Genomic DNA, 15,728 nt, shown 5'->3' with positions numbered 1-15,728 from the left:
GGTGGGGCTACTCTACACGGGCCGGTGGCTTGGTTTTCCCTCTAGGCGCGCGCAGGGCCGGCGCACCCGTCACCGGGCTCACGGTGGAGTTGCTCCTTTTTTGATAGCGAGAAATGACCAGTCGACGAGGACATTCGCCTGATTTGGTTTGAAAAACCGCCGATATTCTCCGCTGCGGCGCCTTTCGTGCTCACTCCGGCCGCACGCGCCCCGCCTTCACCACCGGCTGCCAGCGCGCGATCTCGCGCACGATCAGTTGCCCGAACACCTCGGGCGGGTTCGGCGTGGCCTCGGCGCCTTCGGCCAGCAGCCGGGCGCGGATTTCGGGCGAGTTCAGGCTGGCGTTGATCTGCGCATTGAGCTTGGCGACCACCTCGCGCGGCGTGCCGGCCGGCGCCACCACGCCGTACCACTGGTCGGCCTCGAAGCCAGCCAGCGCCGGCAGCCCGCTTTCGGCCACCGTAGGCAAGTCCGGCAGGCCGGGCAGGCGCTTCGGGCTGGAGACGGCCAGCGCGCGCAGCTGCCCGCTCTTGACGAAGGGCATCACCGCCGGCGCGCCGGTGAACATCAGCTGCAACTGGCCGGCGATCAGGTCGTTGACCGCGGGCGCGGTGCCGCGATACGGCACATGCACCATGAAGGTCTGGCTTTGGAGCTTGAGGTACTCGGTGGCGATGTGGGCCGCGCTGCCATTGCCGCCCGAGCCGAAGTTGAGCCGGCCCGGCTGCTGGCGCGCCAACGCCACCAGCTCCTTCACGCTGTGCGCCGGCACGCTGGGATGCACCACCAGCACGTTGGGCACGCGCGCCACCCAGGCCACCGGCGCGAAGCTCTTCACGGGGTCGTAGGGCAGATGCGGGTAGATCGAGGGCGTGACGGCGAGCGTGCCGATGTGGCCCATCAGCAGCGTGTAGCCGTCGGGTGCGGCCTTGGCCACCTTGTCGGCGCCGATGCTGCCGCCCGCGCCGGGCACGTTGTCGATCAGCACCGGCTGGCCCCAGGCCTCGCTCAGCTTCTGGCCGATGGTGCGCGCCAGGATGTCGGTGGAGCCGCCGGGCGTGAACGGCACCACCAGCCGGATCGGTTTGGACGGCCAGCTCTGCGCCAGCGCGGTTTGGCCGGAGAAAAGCGCCAGGGTCCAGGCGCCCAGGGCCAGGAGTGCTCTTTTTTTCATAGCGGATTCATAGCGGATCAGGGGGCTTCGGCAATCCGCTGGGCGGTCTGGCGGATCAGGTTGAGTGTGGCCTGCAGGGTCAGCGTGCCGGGGCGCTGCGAGCTGGTGGCCAGCGAGAGCTTGGTGCGCAGCGGCGGCGAATCGATGGGCCGCACCGCGAACGCGCCCGGGCGGCCCGAGCCCGCCACCGCGTTGCGCGACAGCACGGCGCTGCCAGCGCCGTCGGCCACCAGGTCGAGGATGGCGGACACGCCGTCGATCTCCAGCGCGATCCGCGGGCGGCAGCCGAGGTTGGCCAGCTCGGTCTCCACCAGCATGCGGATCGCATTGGGCCGGCTCGGGATCACCAGCGGCAGCTGCGCCAGGTCGCGCAGCGCGATGGCGCTGGGCGGCGGGTCTTCGGGCAGGCCCGGCGGGCGCGCCTGCACCAGGAACAGGTCTTCCTCCAGCAGCGGCGCGATGTCGATCTCGGCCGTGGGCTGGGCGTTGTAGAGCAGGGCGATGTCCAGCCGCCCAGTGAGCAGCGCCTCCTGCATGCTGGTGGACAGGCCTTCGCTGATGGAGACCGCGGCGTCCGGCATCTGCAGGCGCACGGCGCGCATCAGCGGCACGGTGAGCACCTTGGCCAGGCTCGGCGGCAGGCCCACCGCCACCCGGCCGGCCAGCGCGCCGCGCACCCGGCCCAGCTCCTCGCGCGCGCGCTCCACCTGGTGCAGGATGCCGCGGCCATGCGCCAGCAGCAGCTTGCCGGCCTCGGTGGGCGTGGCGCCGCGGCCGTTGCGCACCAGCAGGTTCTGGCGCAGCTCCACCTCCAGCAGGCGCACCTGGCGGCTCAGGGCGGGCTGGGCGATGCCCAGCACGGCCGAGGCGCGTGTGAAGCTGCCGAGCTCGGCCACGCGCACGAAATACTCGAGTTGCTTGAGGTCCATGCCTGCCTTGGATTTTGAATAACTTTGCGGTAATTATGCTGGATTGATATAGCTGCTAGTGAGGGTATGGTCTTCTGCAAAACCGCGCGCGCGCCCACAATGCGCGCATGCGGGTGCACCGGCCCGCGCGCCCCGCCGCGGGCTCGGCGCACAGGAGCGGAATCAACATTGAGGAGCAGATGAATGATCATTGATTGCCACGGCCACTACACCACGGCCCCCAAGGCGCTGGAGGAATGGCGCAACCGGCAGATCGCGGGCATCAAGGACCCGTCGGCCATGCCCAGGGCCTCGGAGCTGAAGATCAGCGACGACGACCTGTGCGAGACGATCCAGAGCAACCAGTTGCGGCTGATGACGGAGCGCGGCAGCGACCTCACGCTATTCTCGCCGCGCGCCAGCTTCATGGCGCACCACATCGGCGACTTCAACGTGTCGAGCACCTGGGCCGCCATCTGCAACGAGCTGTGCTTTCGCGTGAGCCAGCTGTTCCCCGACCATTTCGTGCCCGTGGCCATGCTGCCGCAGTCGCCCGGCGTCGATCCGAAGACCTGCATTCCCGAGCTGGAGAAATGCATCAAGGAATACGGCAACGTCGGCATCAACCTCAACCCCGATCCCTCGGGCGGCCACTGGAACTCGCCGCCGCTGTCCGACCGCCACTGGTACTCGATCTACGAGAAGATGGTGGAGTACGACATCCCCGCCATGATCCACGTGAGCACGAGCTGCAACGCCTGCTTCCATACCACCGGCGCGCACTACCTGAACGCCGACACCACGGCCTTCATGCAGTGCCTGACCTCGGACCTGTTCAAGGACTTCCCGACGCTGCGCTTCCTGATCCCGCATGGCGGCGGCGCCGTGCCCTACCACTGGGGGCGCTTTCGCGGCCTGGCGCAGGAGCTCAAGAAGCCGCTGCTGAGCGAGCACCTGCTCAACAACATCTTCTTCGACACCTGCGTCTACCACCAGCCGGGCATCGACCTGCTCAACACCGTGATCCCGGTCAAAAACGTGCTGTTCGCGTCCGAGATGATCGGCGCCGTGCGCGGCATCGACCCCGAGACCGGCCACTACTACGACGACACCAAGCGCTACATCGAGGCCTCGAAGATCCTCAGCGCCGGCGACCGCCAGCAGATCTACGAAGGCAACGCGCGCCGCGTGTTCCCGCGCCTGGACGCGCGCCTCAAGGCAAAAGGACTCTGATCATGTACGAACTAGGCGTTGTTTACCGCAACATCACGCGCGCCGACCGCGCCACCGCCGATGCGCTGGCCGCGCTCGGCTCGGCCACGGTGCACGAGGCCATGGGCCGCGTCGGCCTGATGAAGCCCTACATGCGCCCGATCTACGCCGGCGCCCAGGTCTCGGGCACGGCCGTGACGGTGCTGCTGCACCCCGGCGACAACTGGATGATGCATGTGGTGGCCGAGCAGATCCAGCCCGGCGACGTGGTGGTGGCCGCCATCACGGCCGAGAACTGCGACGGTTTTTTCGGCGACCTGCTGGCCACCAGCTTCCAGTCGCGCGGTGCGCGCGCCCTGGTCATCGACGCCGGCGTGCGCGACGTGAAGACACTCACCGAGATGGGCTTCCCGGTCTGGAGCAAGGGCATCAGCGCCAAGGGCACGATCAAGGCCACCCTCGGCTCGGTCAACATTCCCGTGGTGTGCGCCGGCATGATCGTCAACCCCGGCGACGTGGTCGTGGCCGACGATGATGGTGTGGTCGTGGTGCCCCGGGCCCTGGCCGCCAAGACGCTGGAGACGGCGCGGGCGCGCGAGGCCAACGAAGGCGAGAAGCGCGCCAAGCTGGCCTCGGGCGTGCTGGGCCTGGACATGTACAAGATGCGCGAGCCGCTCGAGAAGGCTGGCCTGAAATATATCGACTAGAGACCTCGACTCACCTCCCGAAGCGCCTGCGGCACCTCCCCAAGGGGGCAACACCAGCGGCCCGGCAAAGCCGGCTCCGCGGTGTTCCTGGCCCAGGTGATTCGCCCACGAAGCTGATTGCGACAACATGACACAAGCCAACGACAAACCCACCAGCGGGCCGTTCGAGAAAACCGCCGGCTGGCTCGACTGGTACACCGGCCCGAGCCAGCCCACGTTCAAGCTGCCCGCAGGCGCCGTGGACGCGCACTGCCACGTGTTCGGCCCCGGCGCCGAGTTCCCTTACGCGCCCGAGCGCAAGTACACGCCCTGCGACGCCAGCAAGGAGCAGCTCTACGCGCTGCGCGACCACCTGGGCTTCGCGCGCAACGTGGTGGTGCAGGCCACCTGCCACGGCGCCGACAACAGCGCCATGGTGGACGCCTGCGCTTCGTCGGGCGGCAAGGCCCGCGGCATCGCCACCGTCAAGCGCGACGTGAGCGACGCCGAACTGCAGCGCCTGCATGACGCCGGCGTGCGGGGCGTGCGCTTCAACTTCGTCAAGCGCCTGGTGGACTTCACGCCCAAGGAAGAGCTGCTGGAGATCGCCGGCCGCATCGCCAAGCTGGGCTGGCAGGTCGTCATCTACTTCGAGGCGCGCGACCTGCCCGAGCTGTGGGACTTCTTCACCGCGCTGCCCACCACCGTGGTGGTCGACCACATGGGCACGCCCGATGTGACGCAGCCGGTCGACGGCCCCGAGTTTGAGCTGTTCGTGAAGTTCATGCGCGAGCACGGCAACGTGTGGTGCAAGGTGACCTGCCCCGAGCGCCTGTCCAGAGACGGCTCGGCGGCGCTGGCCGGCCAGCAGGACCCGTACAAGGACGTCGTGCCATTCGCCAGGCGCATCGTCGACACCTTCCCCGACCGCGTGATCTGGGGCACCGACTGGCCGCACCCCAACCTCAAGAAGCACATGCCCGATGACGGCCTGCTGGTGGACTTCATCCCGCGCATCGCCACCACGCCCGAGCTGCAGCAGAAGCTGCTGGTGACCAACCCGATGCGCCTCTATTGGCCGGAACTATGACCCACCGCCGAAGCGCCTGCGGCGCCTCCCCCTCAAGGGGGCGCCTCCAGCGGCCCGGCAAAGCCGGTTCCGCGGCGGCCCCGCGAAGAATGTCTTTGGAAAAGCAAACATCATGGCTTTAGAAAAACCCTACCTGGACGTGCCCGGCACGACCATTTTCGACGCCGAACAAAGCCGCAAGGGCTACTGGCTCAACCAGTTCTGCATGTCGCTCATGAAGGCCGAGAACCGCGAGCGCTTCAAGGCCGACGAGCGCGCCTACCTCGACCAGTGGGCGATGACCGAGGAGCAGAAGCAGGCCGTGCTCGCGCGCGACCTGAACCGCTGCATCGCCGCCGGCGGCAACATCTATTTCCTGGCCAAGATCGGCGCCACCGACGGCAAGAGCTTCCAGCAGATGGCGGCCAGCATGACCGGCATGACCCAGGAGCAGTACTACCAGATGATGGTGGCCGGCGGCCGTTCCGTCGAAGGCAACCGCTACATTGGAGAAAAGAAATGAACCCCCACGCCCACATGCGTTCGCTGCCCCCCGAGGGGGCCACAGCCTCCCTGAGGCGGCTCGGCGGAGGCCGGAAATAATGGCCCGCATCACCGCCAGCGTCTACACCTCGCACGTGCCCGCCATCGGCGCGGCCATCGACCTGGGCAAGACCGCCGAGCCCTACTGGCAGCCGCTGTTCAAGGGCTACGAGTACTCCAAGCAATGGATGAAGGACAACAAGCCCGACGTGGTCTTCCTGGTCTTCAACGACCACGCCACGGCCTTCAGCCTGGAGATGATTCCCACGTTTGCGATCGGCACCGCGGCCGACTACACGCCGGCCGACGAGGGCTGGGGCCCGCGTCCGGTGCCGCGGGTGCAGGGGCACCCCGAACTGGCCTCGCACATCGCGCAATCGGTGATCCAGCAGGACTTCGACCTCACCATCGTCAACAAGATGGATGTGGACCACGGCCTCACCGTGCCGCTGTCGCTGATGTGCGGCCAGCCCGAGGCCTGGCCCTGCCCGGTGATCCCGTTCGCGGTCAACGTGGTGCAGTACCCCGTGCCTTCGGGCCAGCGCTGCCTGAACCTGGGCAAGGCGATCCGCAAGGCCATCGAAAGCTACGATGAGGACCTGAACGTCCATATCTGGGGCACGGGCGGCATGAGCCACCAGCTGCAGGGCCCGCGCGCCGGCCTGATCAACAAGGAATTCGACAACGGCTTCCTCGACCGCCTGATCGCCGACCCCGAGGGCCAGGCCGCCGTGCCGCACATCGACTACGTGCGCGAGGCCGGCAGCGAAGGCATCGAGCTCGTGATGTGGCTGATCGCGCGCGGCGCCATGGGCGACCTGGCCGGCGGCCCGGCGCCCCAGGTCAAGCACCGCTTCTACCATGTGCCCGCGTCCAACACGGCCGTGGGCCACCTGATACTCGAGAACTCTTAAGGAAACCGACATGACCATCAAAGTCGCACTCGCCGGTGCCGGTGCCTTCGGCATCAAGCACATCGACGGCATCAAGAACATCGAGGGCGTGGAAGTCGTCTCGCTGATCGGCCGCGAACTCGACAAAACCAAGGAAGTGGCCGCCAAGTACGGCATCGGCCACGTCACCACCGACTTGGCCGACAGCCTCGCGCTCAAGGAAGTGGACGCCGTCATCCTGTGCACGCCCACGCAGATGCACGCCGCGCAGGCCATCCAGTGCCTGAAGGCCGGCAAGCATGTGCAGGTGGAGATTCCGCTGGCCGACAGCCTGAAGGATGCCGAGGCCGTGGTCGCGCTGCAAAAGGAAACCGGCCTGGTCGCGATGTGCGGCCACACGCGCCGCTTCAACCCCAGCCACCAGTACGTGCACAAGAAGATCGAAACCGGGGAGTTCAACATCCAGCAGATGGATGTGCAGACCTACTTCTTCCGCCGCACCAACATGAACGCGCTGGGCCAGCCGCGCAGCTGGACCGACCACCTGCTGTGGCACCACGCCGCGCACACGGTGGACCTGTTCGCCTACCAGGCCGGCAGCCCGATCGTGAAGGCCAACGCCGTGCAGGGCCCGATCCATCCCACGCTGGGCATCGCCATGGACATGAGCATCCAGCTCCAGGCCGCCAACGGCGCGATCTGCACGCTGAGCCTGTCGTTCAACAATGACGGGCCGCTCGGCACCTTCTTCCGCTACATCGGCGATACGGCGACCTACATCGCGCGCTACGACGACCTGTTCAATGGCAAGGAAGAGAAGATCGACGTGAGCCAGGTGGACGTGTCGATGAACGGCATCGAGCTGCAGGACCGCGAGTTCTTTGCCGCCATCCGCGAAGGCCGCGAGCCCAATTCCAGCGTGGCCAAGGTGCTGCCGTGTTACCAAGTCCTGCACCAATTGGAGCAGCAGCTGAAGTGACGCCTCCCCCAGGCTCCGCAGGTGCTCCGCCTCCCCCCTGCCGCTGCGCGGAGGGGACGCACCCAGCGGCCGGGCCCAGCCCGTTCCGCGGGTGCCCTGGAACGGGTGTCGCTTCGCTTGCCGCGGCCTAGCTTGGTTTGCTATTTATTGGATAGCTGCTCGCGCCCGTTCCATGCGGGCCGCGAGCTTTTTTCATTGAGGAACTGAGATGCAGACACGACAAATCGGCCCCTTCACCGTCAGCGCCATCGGCCTGGGCTGCATGAACCTGAGCCATGCCTATGGCACGCCGCCGTCGGCCGAGCAGGGCGAGCGCGTGCTGCTGGCTGCGCTGGACGCGGGCGTGACCCTGTTCGACACGGCGGCCCTCTACGGCTTTGGCGCCAATGAAACGCTGGTGGGCCGGGTGCTCGGCCCGCACCGCAGCCGGTTCACGCTGGCCAGCAAGGGCGGCATGGCGGGCGTGCAGTTCGACGACGGCATCAAGCGCGTGATCGACGGCCGGCCCGAGACCGTGCGCAGGAACTGCGAGGACAGCCTGCGCCGCCTCAAGACCGACGTGATCGACCTCTACTACCTGCATCGCTGGGACAAGAAGGTGCCGATCGAGGACAGCGTGGGCGCCATGAGCGACCTGGTGCGGGCCGGCAAGGTGCGCGCGCTGGGCCTGAGCGAGGTGTCCGCCGCCACCCTGCGCCGCGCCCATGCCGTGCACCCGATCGCGGCGGTGCAGACGGAGTACTCGCTGTGGACGCGCAACCCCGAGATCGCGGTGCTCGAGGCCTGCCGTGAGTTGGGTGCCGCCTTCGTGGCCTTCAGCCCGCTGGCGCGCGCCTTCCTGACCGGCGCGCTGACCGATGTGGTGGCGCTCGATGCCAAGGACATCCGCCGCCCGATGCCGCGCTTCGCGCCTGGCCATTACGCAGCCAACCTCAAGCTGCTGCCCGCCTACCAGGCCCTGGCGCAGGAGGCCGGCTGCACGCCCGCGCAGCTCGCGCTGGCCTGGCTGCTGCACAAGGCGCCGCACATCGTCCCGATTCCCGGCACCACCAGCCTCGCGCACCTGCGCGAGAACCTGGGCGCGGCGGACGTGAAGCTCTCGCCGGAGGTACTGGCGCAACTGGAAGCGCTGATCAACCAGCGCACCGTGACCGGCGCGCGCTACGCGGCGCAGGCCACCGTCGAGGTCGATACCGAGGAATTCGCTCAGTAGTTCAGGTGGGCGATGGCCTTGCGGCCATCGGGCGACAGGCGGGCCAGCTCGTGCGAGAGCCGCATCAGGCAGGACTCCGCATCGTCGCTGTCGGCCAGCCCCGGGTCGGGGGCCAGCATGCAGGTGACGTGGAACTTCAGCGTCACGCCACCGGGCAGCTTGAGCGAGGGGTTCAGCCCGCGGGCCACCACCTGCGTGGCCATGGCCGCGGCCTGCTCCGAGGTGACCGGCCCCTCCATCAGCATCGCGAACTGGGCCAGGTCGATGCGCGAGACCGTGTCCACGTCGCGCGCCACGCGCATCAGCCGCGCGCCCGCCAGCACCAGGGCGCGGTCGGCCGCTTCGCGGCCGTGGCCCGCCAGGATCTCGGCATGGTTGGCGAGGTTGATGACCAGCATGGCGCAGCGGCGGCTGTCGCGCCGGGCGCGCTTGAGCGCGTCGCGCAGGCGAAACAGCAGCATGCCGCGCGGCGGCAGCCCGGTCAGCGGGTCCTGCGTTTCCATGGCGTTGGCGCGGATGCCGGCCTCGCTGATCTCGCGGGCGCGGCGGCTCAGCATCCACAGCTGCAGCGGAATCTCCAGCGCCGCGCCGATGGCCAGCGCGTACTGCGTGAGAAAGCTCGCCGGCAACAGCCCCTGGTTGCGCAGGATCGGAAAGGGCGCGGTCACCAGCACGGGCAGAAAACTCAGGCCGAAGCGCAGGGCCCAGCGCTCGCCGTTGCGGTGGCACCAGAAGCAGATCGTCAGCACCAGCACGAGGCAGGCCACCTGGTAGAGGGCCAGCACGCCGAAGCCGGCGCTGCTGGGCCAGGCCACGTAGGCCACGCCCCACAGCGGGCCGAACGCGACCCAGGCCAGCACGAAGCGGTCCAGGGCGGGCGACAGGCGGTGGATGGAGCAGACCTCGCGCAGCAGCAGCCCCCCGGCGGCGCACGACAGCATGCTGAAGATGAACGGCGCGGCATTGTTCCACCAGGGCGAATGCGGCCACAGGAACAGCCCGCCGATGCCGGTGAAGCAGACCTGGACCATGGTGGCCATGCTGGCGTACAGGCAGTACGCTGCAAAGGCGCGGTCGGCGTACTGCCGCGCGCTCAGCGCGCCGACGTAGACCACCAGCAGGGCCAGGCCGAAATAGGCGCCCAGAAGCAGGTTGCCGCCGTTGCGCCAGGCGGTCAGCTCGTCCTCGCGCAGCAGCAGCAGTCGGGCCCCGACCGGGATCGGCCAGTTGGCGATGCGCAGCCAGTACTCGCGCGGCGCCGCGGCGGTGTCCAGCGCGAACACCGGCGTGCGGTCGCGGATCGCCCAGTCGTCCACCGCCACGCGGTCGCCCGCGCGCTGGGCGACCCAATGGCCGTCGGCGTCCTGGTAGAACAGGCCGACCTGGTCCAGCCCATGGAAGCTCACCTGCAGGAACCAACGCTGCCCAGCCGGCAGGGGCTGCAGCACCAGGCGCTGCCACAGGGCGCCATCGCCCAGGCGGTGCGTCAGGGTGGAGGCGGACGGCTCGAACGGCAGGCTGGGCGCCAGCACGGCGACGGTGGCGGCATCGAGCTGGCCGGTGTGGTCGATCCAGTAGTCGGTCTGTGCGGTCACGTCGAGCTCGCTGGCCGCGGCATCGACCTCGATGGGCGCGGCCCAGGCCACGCTGAAGCAGCCTGCCAGCACCCATCCCATGGCCCAAGAGGCCAGCACCCCCAACGTACCCACCCGCACTTGAGTCCTTGAATTCGGTTGATGCCCGCGATCTTAAGCCTGAAAAATACCGAAACAAACCGAAACCGCGCCGTGATGACCGCAAGTGTTGCGCCCGGCACCATGACAGCCATGTTCATCACCCTGAAAAGGACACTGTCATGCGACCCTGGATCAAACGTACCTTGTTCGGCCTGCTGGGCGCCGGCATCGCTTTCGGCGGCCTGACGGCCTGCGGCCATCGCTACGACGGCCACGGCTGGCAGATGAGTGCCGAGGACTCGGCCAAGATGCGCGGCCGGATGATCGAGCGCGTGAGCAGCAAGCTCGATCTCAACGCCGACCAGAAACAGCGCCTGGGCGTGCTGGCCGACAAGCTGCAGGAGCAGCGTGCCGCGCTGGCGGGCCAGGGCGACCCGCGCGCCCAGGTGCAGGCCCTGGTGGCCGGCGACAAGTTCGACCGCAGCCGGGCGCAGGCGCTCGTCACCGAGAAGACCGCTGCGCTCAACAGCAAGAGCCCGGAAGTGATCGCGGCCCTGGCCGACTTCTATGACAGCCTCAACCCCGCGCAGCAGCAGAAGGTGCGCGAATTCATGCAGCGCCGCCACGGCTGGCGGCGCGGCTGAGGCTTGGGGGCTGCCCATGACCCGCGAAGCCGCTCCCGGGGCCCTGGCCCCGGGAGGTGACCGACTGACCGATCGAACCAACAGCGCCCATCTGCTGTTTGCCGGCATGCGCGACCATGGCCGCGCCTTGCTGGCCGGCGCCGACGACCCCCATGCCGAGCTGCTGGCTTTGGTGTGGGGGCCGAGCTTCGACCGCCTGCATGCGCAGCAGCTGCTGGCGCAGCGGCCCGCGCCCGCACCGGCCTGGCAGGCGCTGGCGACGGCGGCCGACAGCTTCGACGGCCTGCCCGCGCCGCGGCAGCGGCGGCTGCGCCAGCTCATCCTGCTGCACCGCGCCCGCTGCGACGGCATGCGACACAATGGCAGCCATGCCCCGCATCCTGCTGATTGACGACGACGAACAGCTGGGCCCGCCGCTGGCCGCGTACTTCGCGCGCTTCGAGCTGCAGCTCGAGCACGCCACGCGGCCCAGCGACGGCCTGGCGCGGCTGCGGCGCGGCGGCTTCGATGCCGCCATCCTCGACGTGATGCTGCCCGAGATGGACGGCTTCGAGCTCTGCCGCACCATCCGCAAGGACAGCGACCTGCCCGTCATCATGCTCACCGCGCGCGGCGAGGTGATGGACCGCGTGGTGGGGCTGGAGCTGGGCGCCGACGACTACCTGCCCAAGCCCTTCGAGCCGCGCGAGCTGGTGGCGCGCGTGCAGACCGTGCTGCGCCGCCGCACGGCCGCACCCCGGCCCGGCGCCGCCGCGCGGCTGGCGTTCGAAGGCGGGCTGGAAATCGACCCCGCCACCCGCACCGTGCTGCGCGGCGGGCAGAAGCTGGAGCTGACCAGCACCGAGTTCGACCTGCTGCACCTGTTGGCGCGCGAGGCTGGCAAGGTGTTCAGCCGCGACGACATCCTCAACCACCTGCGCGGCCACGAGGCCGAGCTCTACACCCGCGCGGTGGACATCGTGGTGAGCCGCCTGCGCCGCAAGCTCGAACCGCTGGACTGCATCAAGACCCTGCGCAACGCCGGCTACTCGCTCGCGCTGGCGCGCAGCGGCGGAGCGCCGCGTGGCTGAGCCGGTGCGGGCCGGCCGGCACGGGCGCTGGCACCACCGCGCGCGCCACGCGCTGGGCCACTCGCTGCGCGTGCGGCTGGTGGTGCTGTTCCTGCTGCTGGCTCTGGCCACCACCGTGGCCTTCGTCGGCGGCATGCAGAAGGCTCTGGGCGTGGGCTGGCGCAACGCCGCGCGCCCGCTGGTGATGGACTACGTGGACCGCCTCGCGGCCGACATCGGCAGCCCGCCCAGCGTGGAGCGCGCCCGCGCGCTCAGCGAGCGCCTGCCCCTGAGCGTGCGCATCAGCGGCCCGCTGGTGAACTGGCAGTCGGACAACGCGCCGCCCGCGCGGCACTCGTACGAGCGCGGCCGCTGGCTGCGCGGCCCGCCGGGGCTGGACGATGCGCCGCTGCTGAGCCGCACCACGGCCGACGGCCATCGCCTCGATTTCGGGCTGAGCCTCAGCGCCTGGCAGAACCAGCCGCGCCGCGTGGGCTGGATCACGCTGGCCGTGCTGCTGGCCCTGACCGCCGTGGCCTACCTCTACGTGCGCCGCCTGCTGCGCCCGCTGGACGACATCCGCGATGGCGCGCAGCGCTTCGGCGCGGGCGAGTTCGGCCAGCCCATCCCCATCCGTCGGCGCGACGAACTCGGCGTGCTGGCGCAGGGCATCAACACCATGGCGCACGACCTGCACCAGATGCTGGACGCCAAGCGCGCCCTGCTGCTGGCCATCAGCCATGAGCTGCGCAGCCCGCTCACGCGCGCGCGGCTCAACACCGAGCTGCTGCCCGACCTGCCCGGGGTGCAGGCGCCGCGCGACGCCTTGCTGCGCGACCTGGCCGCGATGCGCGACCTGGTGACCGACCTGCTGGAGAGCGAGCGCTTGGGCCAGGGCCATGCCGCGCTGCACCTGGAAGCCACGGACCTGGGCGAACTGGCCCGGGAAGTGGCGCGCGAGGTGGCGGCCGGCCAGCCTGCCGGCGGCGCAGGGCAGGGAACAGGCATCGAGTTGCACATCGCACCGGGCCTGCCCGCGCTGATGCTGGACCGCACCCGCATGCGCCTGCTCGTGCGCAACCTGCTGGACAACGCGCTGCGCCACAGCGCGCAGGCGCCGCTGCCGCCCGAGCTGCACCTGGGCCCGGCCGAGCGCGGCGGCCTTACCTTGAGCGTGCGCGACCATGGCCCCGGCGTGCCCGAGGACCAGCTGCCGCATCTGGCCGAGCCCTTCTATCGCCCCGACGTGGCCCGCGAACGCGCCACCGGCGGCGTGGGCCTGGGGCTGTACCTGTGCCGGCTGGTGGCGCAGGCGCATGGCGCCGACTGGCGCGTGCGCAATGCGGAGCCCGGTCTGGAGGTACGGGTGGGGTTGCGAGCCGAAGCCGGCAGGCGCTGACGGCGCGCCCCGCGCGCGCGGGCATTGTGGCCCGGGCTTGATCCAGATCAGGGTGCTGCCCGCGCCGTGCGCCCACACTGGCGAGCAAGGCATTCGCTGGAGACAACGCCATGGCCCCTTCAACCCCGGTTTCCATTCCCGGCACCACTTTGTTCGACGGCATTCAAGCCCGCAAGGGCTATGCCCTCAACAAGATGTGCTTCTCGTTCAACAGCGCCGAGAATCGCGCGGCGTTCAAGGCCGACGAGGACGCCTATGTACGCACCTACGGCCTGAGCCACGAGCAGGCGCATGCCATCCGCGCGCGCGACGTGCTCGGCCTGCTGGCCGCCGGCGGCAACGTCTACTACCTGGCCAAGTTCGCGGGCATCCTGGGCCTGGACGTGCAGGACCTCGGGGCCCTCCAGACCGGCCTGAGCAAGGAGGCCTTCAAGGCGCGCCTCGTCGCGCAGAACGATCAACCCGAAACGCTGGAGGCTTGAACCTCATGGCCCGGATCCTCGGTGGCCTCACCACCTCGCATGTGCCCGCCATCGGCGGCGCCATCGCCAAGGGGCTGCAGCAGCAGCCGTACTGGAAGCCTTTCTTCGACGGCTTCCTGCCGGTGCGCGCCTGGCTCGATGAGGTCAAGCCCGACGTCGCCATGGTGTTCTACAACGACCACGGCCTCAACTTCTTCCTCGACAAGATGCCCACCTTCGCCGTGGGCGCGGCGCCTGAGTACCGCAACGCGGACGAAGGCTGGGGCCTGCCGACGCTGCCGCCGTTCCAGGGCGCGCCCGAGTTGTCGTGGCACCTCATCAACCACCTGGTGGCGCGTGAGTTCGACATCACCACCTGCCAGGAGATGCTGGTGGACCATGCCTTCGCGCTGCCGCTCAAGCTGTTCTGGCCCGAGGGGCCGTGCCCGGTGCGCACGGTGCCGGTCTGCATCAACACCGTGCAGTTCCCGCTGCCCAGCGCCCGGCGCTGCGTGGCGCTCGGCAAAGCCGTGGGCGAGGCCCTCGCGTCGTGGGACAGCGACCAGAAGGTGGTGGTGATCGGCACCGGCGGCCTGAGCCACCAGCTCGACGGCGAGCGCGCGGGCTTCATCAACAAGCCGTTCGACCTCAAATTCATGCAGAGCCTGATCGAGGAGCCCGAGTGGGCCACCCGGTTCAGCATCCCCGAACTGGTGGAGAAGACCGGCACCCAGGGCGTGGAACTGCTGATGTGGCTGGCCGCGCGCGCTGCCGTGCCGGGCCCGGTGCGCCGGGTGCACAGCAACTACCACATCCCCATCAGCAACACCGCCGCCGGCATGATGGCGCTGGCCGCCGCCTGAAACGCCGGGCCGCTATAGTGGTGCCGCCCGGGCCTGTGCCCCTGGGGACAAGGAGCAACCGTGCGGTGTCTGATTCGTTGGATGGTGGGGGCCGGCCTGCTGGCGCTGGCCTGCGTGGCGGGGGCGCAGCCGGCGCCGCGGGTGCAGCCCGATGTCGCCCGGCTCACGCTCAACATCGGCGGCAAGCCAACGGAGGTGGTGACCCACCTCTACAAGCCGGCCGGCGACGGGCCGTTTCCGCTGGTGATCTTCTCGCACGGGCGGGCCGGGGCGCGCATCGACCGCGTCAAGCTGCAGTACCCGGTGGCGGTGGGCCATGCCAACTACTGGCTCAACAAGGGCGTGGCCGTGATGGCCCCGGTGCGCCCCGGCTATGGCGACACCGGGGGCACCGACCGCGAGGACTCCCATGCCAACTGGAGCGGCAACCTCTGCACCGGCAACCCCGACTTCACCACTTCGGCCGGCAACGCGCGCGAGACCGTGGTGGCCGCCTACCAGTGGGCGCTGCAGCAGCCCTGGGTGCGCAAGGACCGCATCCTGCTCGAAGGCCAGTCGGTCGGCGGCATGACCACGGTGGCCACCGGCGCGCTGAACCTGCCCGGCGTGGTGGGCTTCGTCAATTTTGCTGGCGGCTCGGGCGGCTACCCCGAAGTCTCGCCCGGCAAGAGCTGCAAGCCCGGCAACCTCACCGAAACCTATCGCGCCTATGGCCAGCTTGCCAAGGAGCCCAGCCTGTGGCTCTATGCCGAGAACGACCTGTACTGGGGCGCCGAGGCGCCGCGCCAGTGGCATGAGGCGTTCAAGGCCGGCGGCAGCGACACCGAGTTGGTGCAGACCGGCCCGGTGGAAGGCCGCGACGGCCACCAGTTGCTGATCTACGGCGGCAAGATGTGGAGCGGGCCGCTGAACGCCTTCGTGAAGAAGGTCGGCCTGCTCTCTCCCTGAGCCGGTTGCTA

The 15,728-nt window shown here is 69.2% G+C and carries 17 protein-coding genes; 14 read left to right on the top strand and 3 right to left on the bottom strand.

Annotated elements, in window-relative coordinates:
* Window positions 1-190 precede the first annotated feature (190 nt).
* Together MMF98_RS11780 and MMF98_RS11775 are read right to left on the bottom strand one after the other, a co-directional pair.
* Window positions 191-1,174, bottom strand: coding sequence for a Bug family tripartite tricarboxylate transporter substrate binding protein (locus MMF98_RS11780; protein WP_243306462.1), 984 nt, complete (start codon window positions 1,172-1,174; stop codon window positions 191-193).
* A 17-nt stretch (window positions 1,175-1,191) separates the two neighbouring features.
* The gene (locus tag MMF98_RS11775) at window positions 1,192-2,103 is read right to left on the bottom strand and encodes a LysR substrate-binding domain-containing protein (protein WP_243306461.1); all 912 of its coding nucleotides are present in this window, start codon (window positions 2,101-2,103) and stop codon (window positions 1,192-1,194) included.
* 183 nt (window positions 2,104-2,286) lie between these two features.
* On the opposite strand from MMF98_RS11775, the gene MMF98_RS11770 reads away from it, so the two are divergent.
* The 7 genes from MMF98_RS11770 (at window position 2,287) to MMF98_RS11740 (ending at window position 8,677) form a co-directional block, all read left to right on the top strand.
* A complete protein-coding gene (locus MMF98_RS11770) occupies window positions 2,287-3,315 on the top strand; it encodes an amidohydrolase family protein (protein ID WP_243306460.1) in 1,029 nt (342 codons plus the stop codon).
* A gap of 2 nt (window positions 3,316-3,317) precedes the next feature.
* Window positions 3,318-4,001 carry a 4-carboxy-4-hydroxy-2-oxoadipate aldolase/oxaloacetate decarboxylase gene (ligK, locus tag MMF98_RS11765; protein WP_243306459.1) on the top strand — a complete coding sequence of 228 codons (684 nt, stop codon included), beginning with the start codon at window positions 3,318-3,320 and terminating at the stop codon, window positions 3,999-4,001.
* Window positions 4,002-4,128: 127 nt separating this feature from the next.
* On the top strand, window positions 4,129-5,070 hold the full coding sequence (locus MMF98_RS11760; protein WP_243306458.1) for an amidohydrolase family protein: 942 nt from the start codon (window positions 4,129-4,131) through the stop codon (window positions 5,068-5,070).
* Window positions 5,071-5,182: 112 nt separating this feature from the next.
* Window positions 5,183-5,572, top strand: a complete 390-nt coding sequence (gene ligA / locus MMF98_RS11755; RefSeq protein ID WP_243306457.1) for a protocatechuate 4,5-dioxygenase subunit alpha — start codon at window positions 5,183-5,185, stop codon at window positions 5,570-5,572.
* Between the two features lie 79 nt (window positions 5,573-5,651).
* Window positions 5,652-6,506 (top strand): class III extradiol dioxygenase subunit beta, encoded by an 855-nt coding sequence (locus tag MMF98_RS11750; RefSeq protein WP_243306456.1) that lies wholly within the window; start codon window positions 5,652-5,654, stop codon window positions 6,504-6,506.
* A gap of 10 nt (window positions 6,507-6,516) precedes the next feature.
* Window positions 6,517-7,464 carry a Gfo/Idh/MocA family oxidoreductase gene (locus tag MMF98_RS11745; protein WP_243306455.1) on the top strand — a complete coding sequence of 316 codons (948 nt, stop codon included), beginning with the start codon at window positions 6,517-6,519 and terminating at the stop codon, window positions 7,462-7,464.
* A gap of 208 nt (window positions 7,465-7,672) precedes the next feature.
* Window positions 7,673-8,677 (top strand): aldo/keto reductase, encoded by a 1,005-nt coding sequence (locus MMF98_RS11740; RefSeq protein ID WP_243306454.1) that lies wholly within the window; start codon window positions 7,673-7,675, stop codon window positions 8,675-8,677.
* Here MMF98_RS11740 and MMF98_RS11735 read toward each other — a convergent pair.
* Window positions 8,671-10,353 carry a sensor domain-containing diguanylate cyclase gene (locus MMF98_RS11735; RefSeq protein ID WP_243306453.1) on the bottom strand — a complete coding sequence of 561 codons (1,683 nt, stop codon included), beginning with the start codon at window positions 10,351-10,353 and terminating at the stop codon, window positions 8,671-8,673. The genes MMF98_RS11740 and MMF98_RS11735 overlap by 7 nt on opposite strands.
* Before the next feature lie 179 nt (window positions 10,354-10,532).
* On the opposite strand from MMF98_RS11735, the gene MMF98_RS11730 reads away from it, so the two are divergent.
* From MMF98_RS11730 to MMF98_RS11700, 7 genes are all read left to right on the top strand, one after another.
* Window positions 10,533-10,997 carry a Spy/CpxP family protein refolding chaperone gene (locus tag MMF98_RS11730; protein WP_243306452.1) on the top strand — a complete coding sequence of 155 codons (465 nt, stop codon included), beginning with the start codon at window positions 10,533-10,535 and terminating at the stop codon, window positions 10,995-10,997.
* A gap of 16 nt (window positions 10,998-11,013) precedes the next feature.
* A complete protein-coding gene (locus MMF98_RS11725) occupies window positions 11,014-11,388 on the top strand; it encodes a hypothetical protein (RefSeq protein WP_243306451.1) in 375 nt (124 codons plus the stop codon).
* Window positions 11,366-12,067, top strand: coding sequence for a response regulator transcription factor (locus tag MMF98_RS11720; protein ID WP_243306450.1), 702 nt, complete (start codon window positions 11,366-11,368; stop codon window positions 12,065-12,067). Before MMF98_RS11725 ends, MMF98_RS11720 begins: the two co-directional genes overlap by 23 nt.
* A complete protein-coding gene (locus MMF98_RS11715; protein WP_243306449.1) occupies window positions 12,060-13,445 on the top strand; it encodes a HAMP domain-containing sensor histidine kinase in 1,386 nt (461 codons plus the stop codon). Before MMF98_RS11720 ends, MMF98_RS11715 begins: the two co-directional genes overlap by 8 nt.
* Before the next feature lie 110 nt (window positions 13,446-13,555).
* On the top strand, window positions 13,556-13,927 hold the full coding sequence (locus MMF98_RS11710) for a protocatechuate 4,5-dioxygenase subunit alpha (protein ID WP_243306448.1): 372 nt from the start codon (window positions 13,556-13,558) through the stop codon (window positions 13,925-13,927).
* A 5-nt stretch (window positions 13,928-13,932) separates the two neighbouring features.
* On the top strand, window positions 13,933-14,769 hold the full coding sequence (locus MMF98_RS11705; protein WP_243306447.1) for a class III extradiol dioxygenase family protein: 837 nt from the start codon (window positions 13,933-13,935) through the stop codon (window positions 14,767-14,769).
* Window positions 14,770-14,829: 60 nt separating this feature from the next.
* A complete protein-coding gene (locus tag MMF98_RS11700; RefSeq protein WP_243306446.1) occupies window positions 14,830-15,717 on the top strand; it encodes a dienelactone hydrolase family protein in 888 nt (295 codons plus the stop codon).
* Window positions 15,718-15,728: the final 11 nt, after the last annotated feature.

The sequence above is a fragment of the Variovorax terrae genome (assembly GCF_022809125.1).
GTDB lineage: Bacteria > Pseudomonadota > Gammaproteobacteria > Burkholderiales > Burkholderiaceae_C > Variovorax_A > Variovorax_A terrae.
This window is presented reverse-complemented; position numbering and strand designations above follow the sequence as displayed.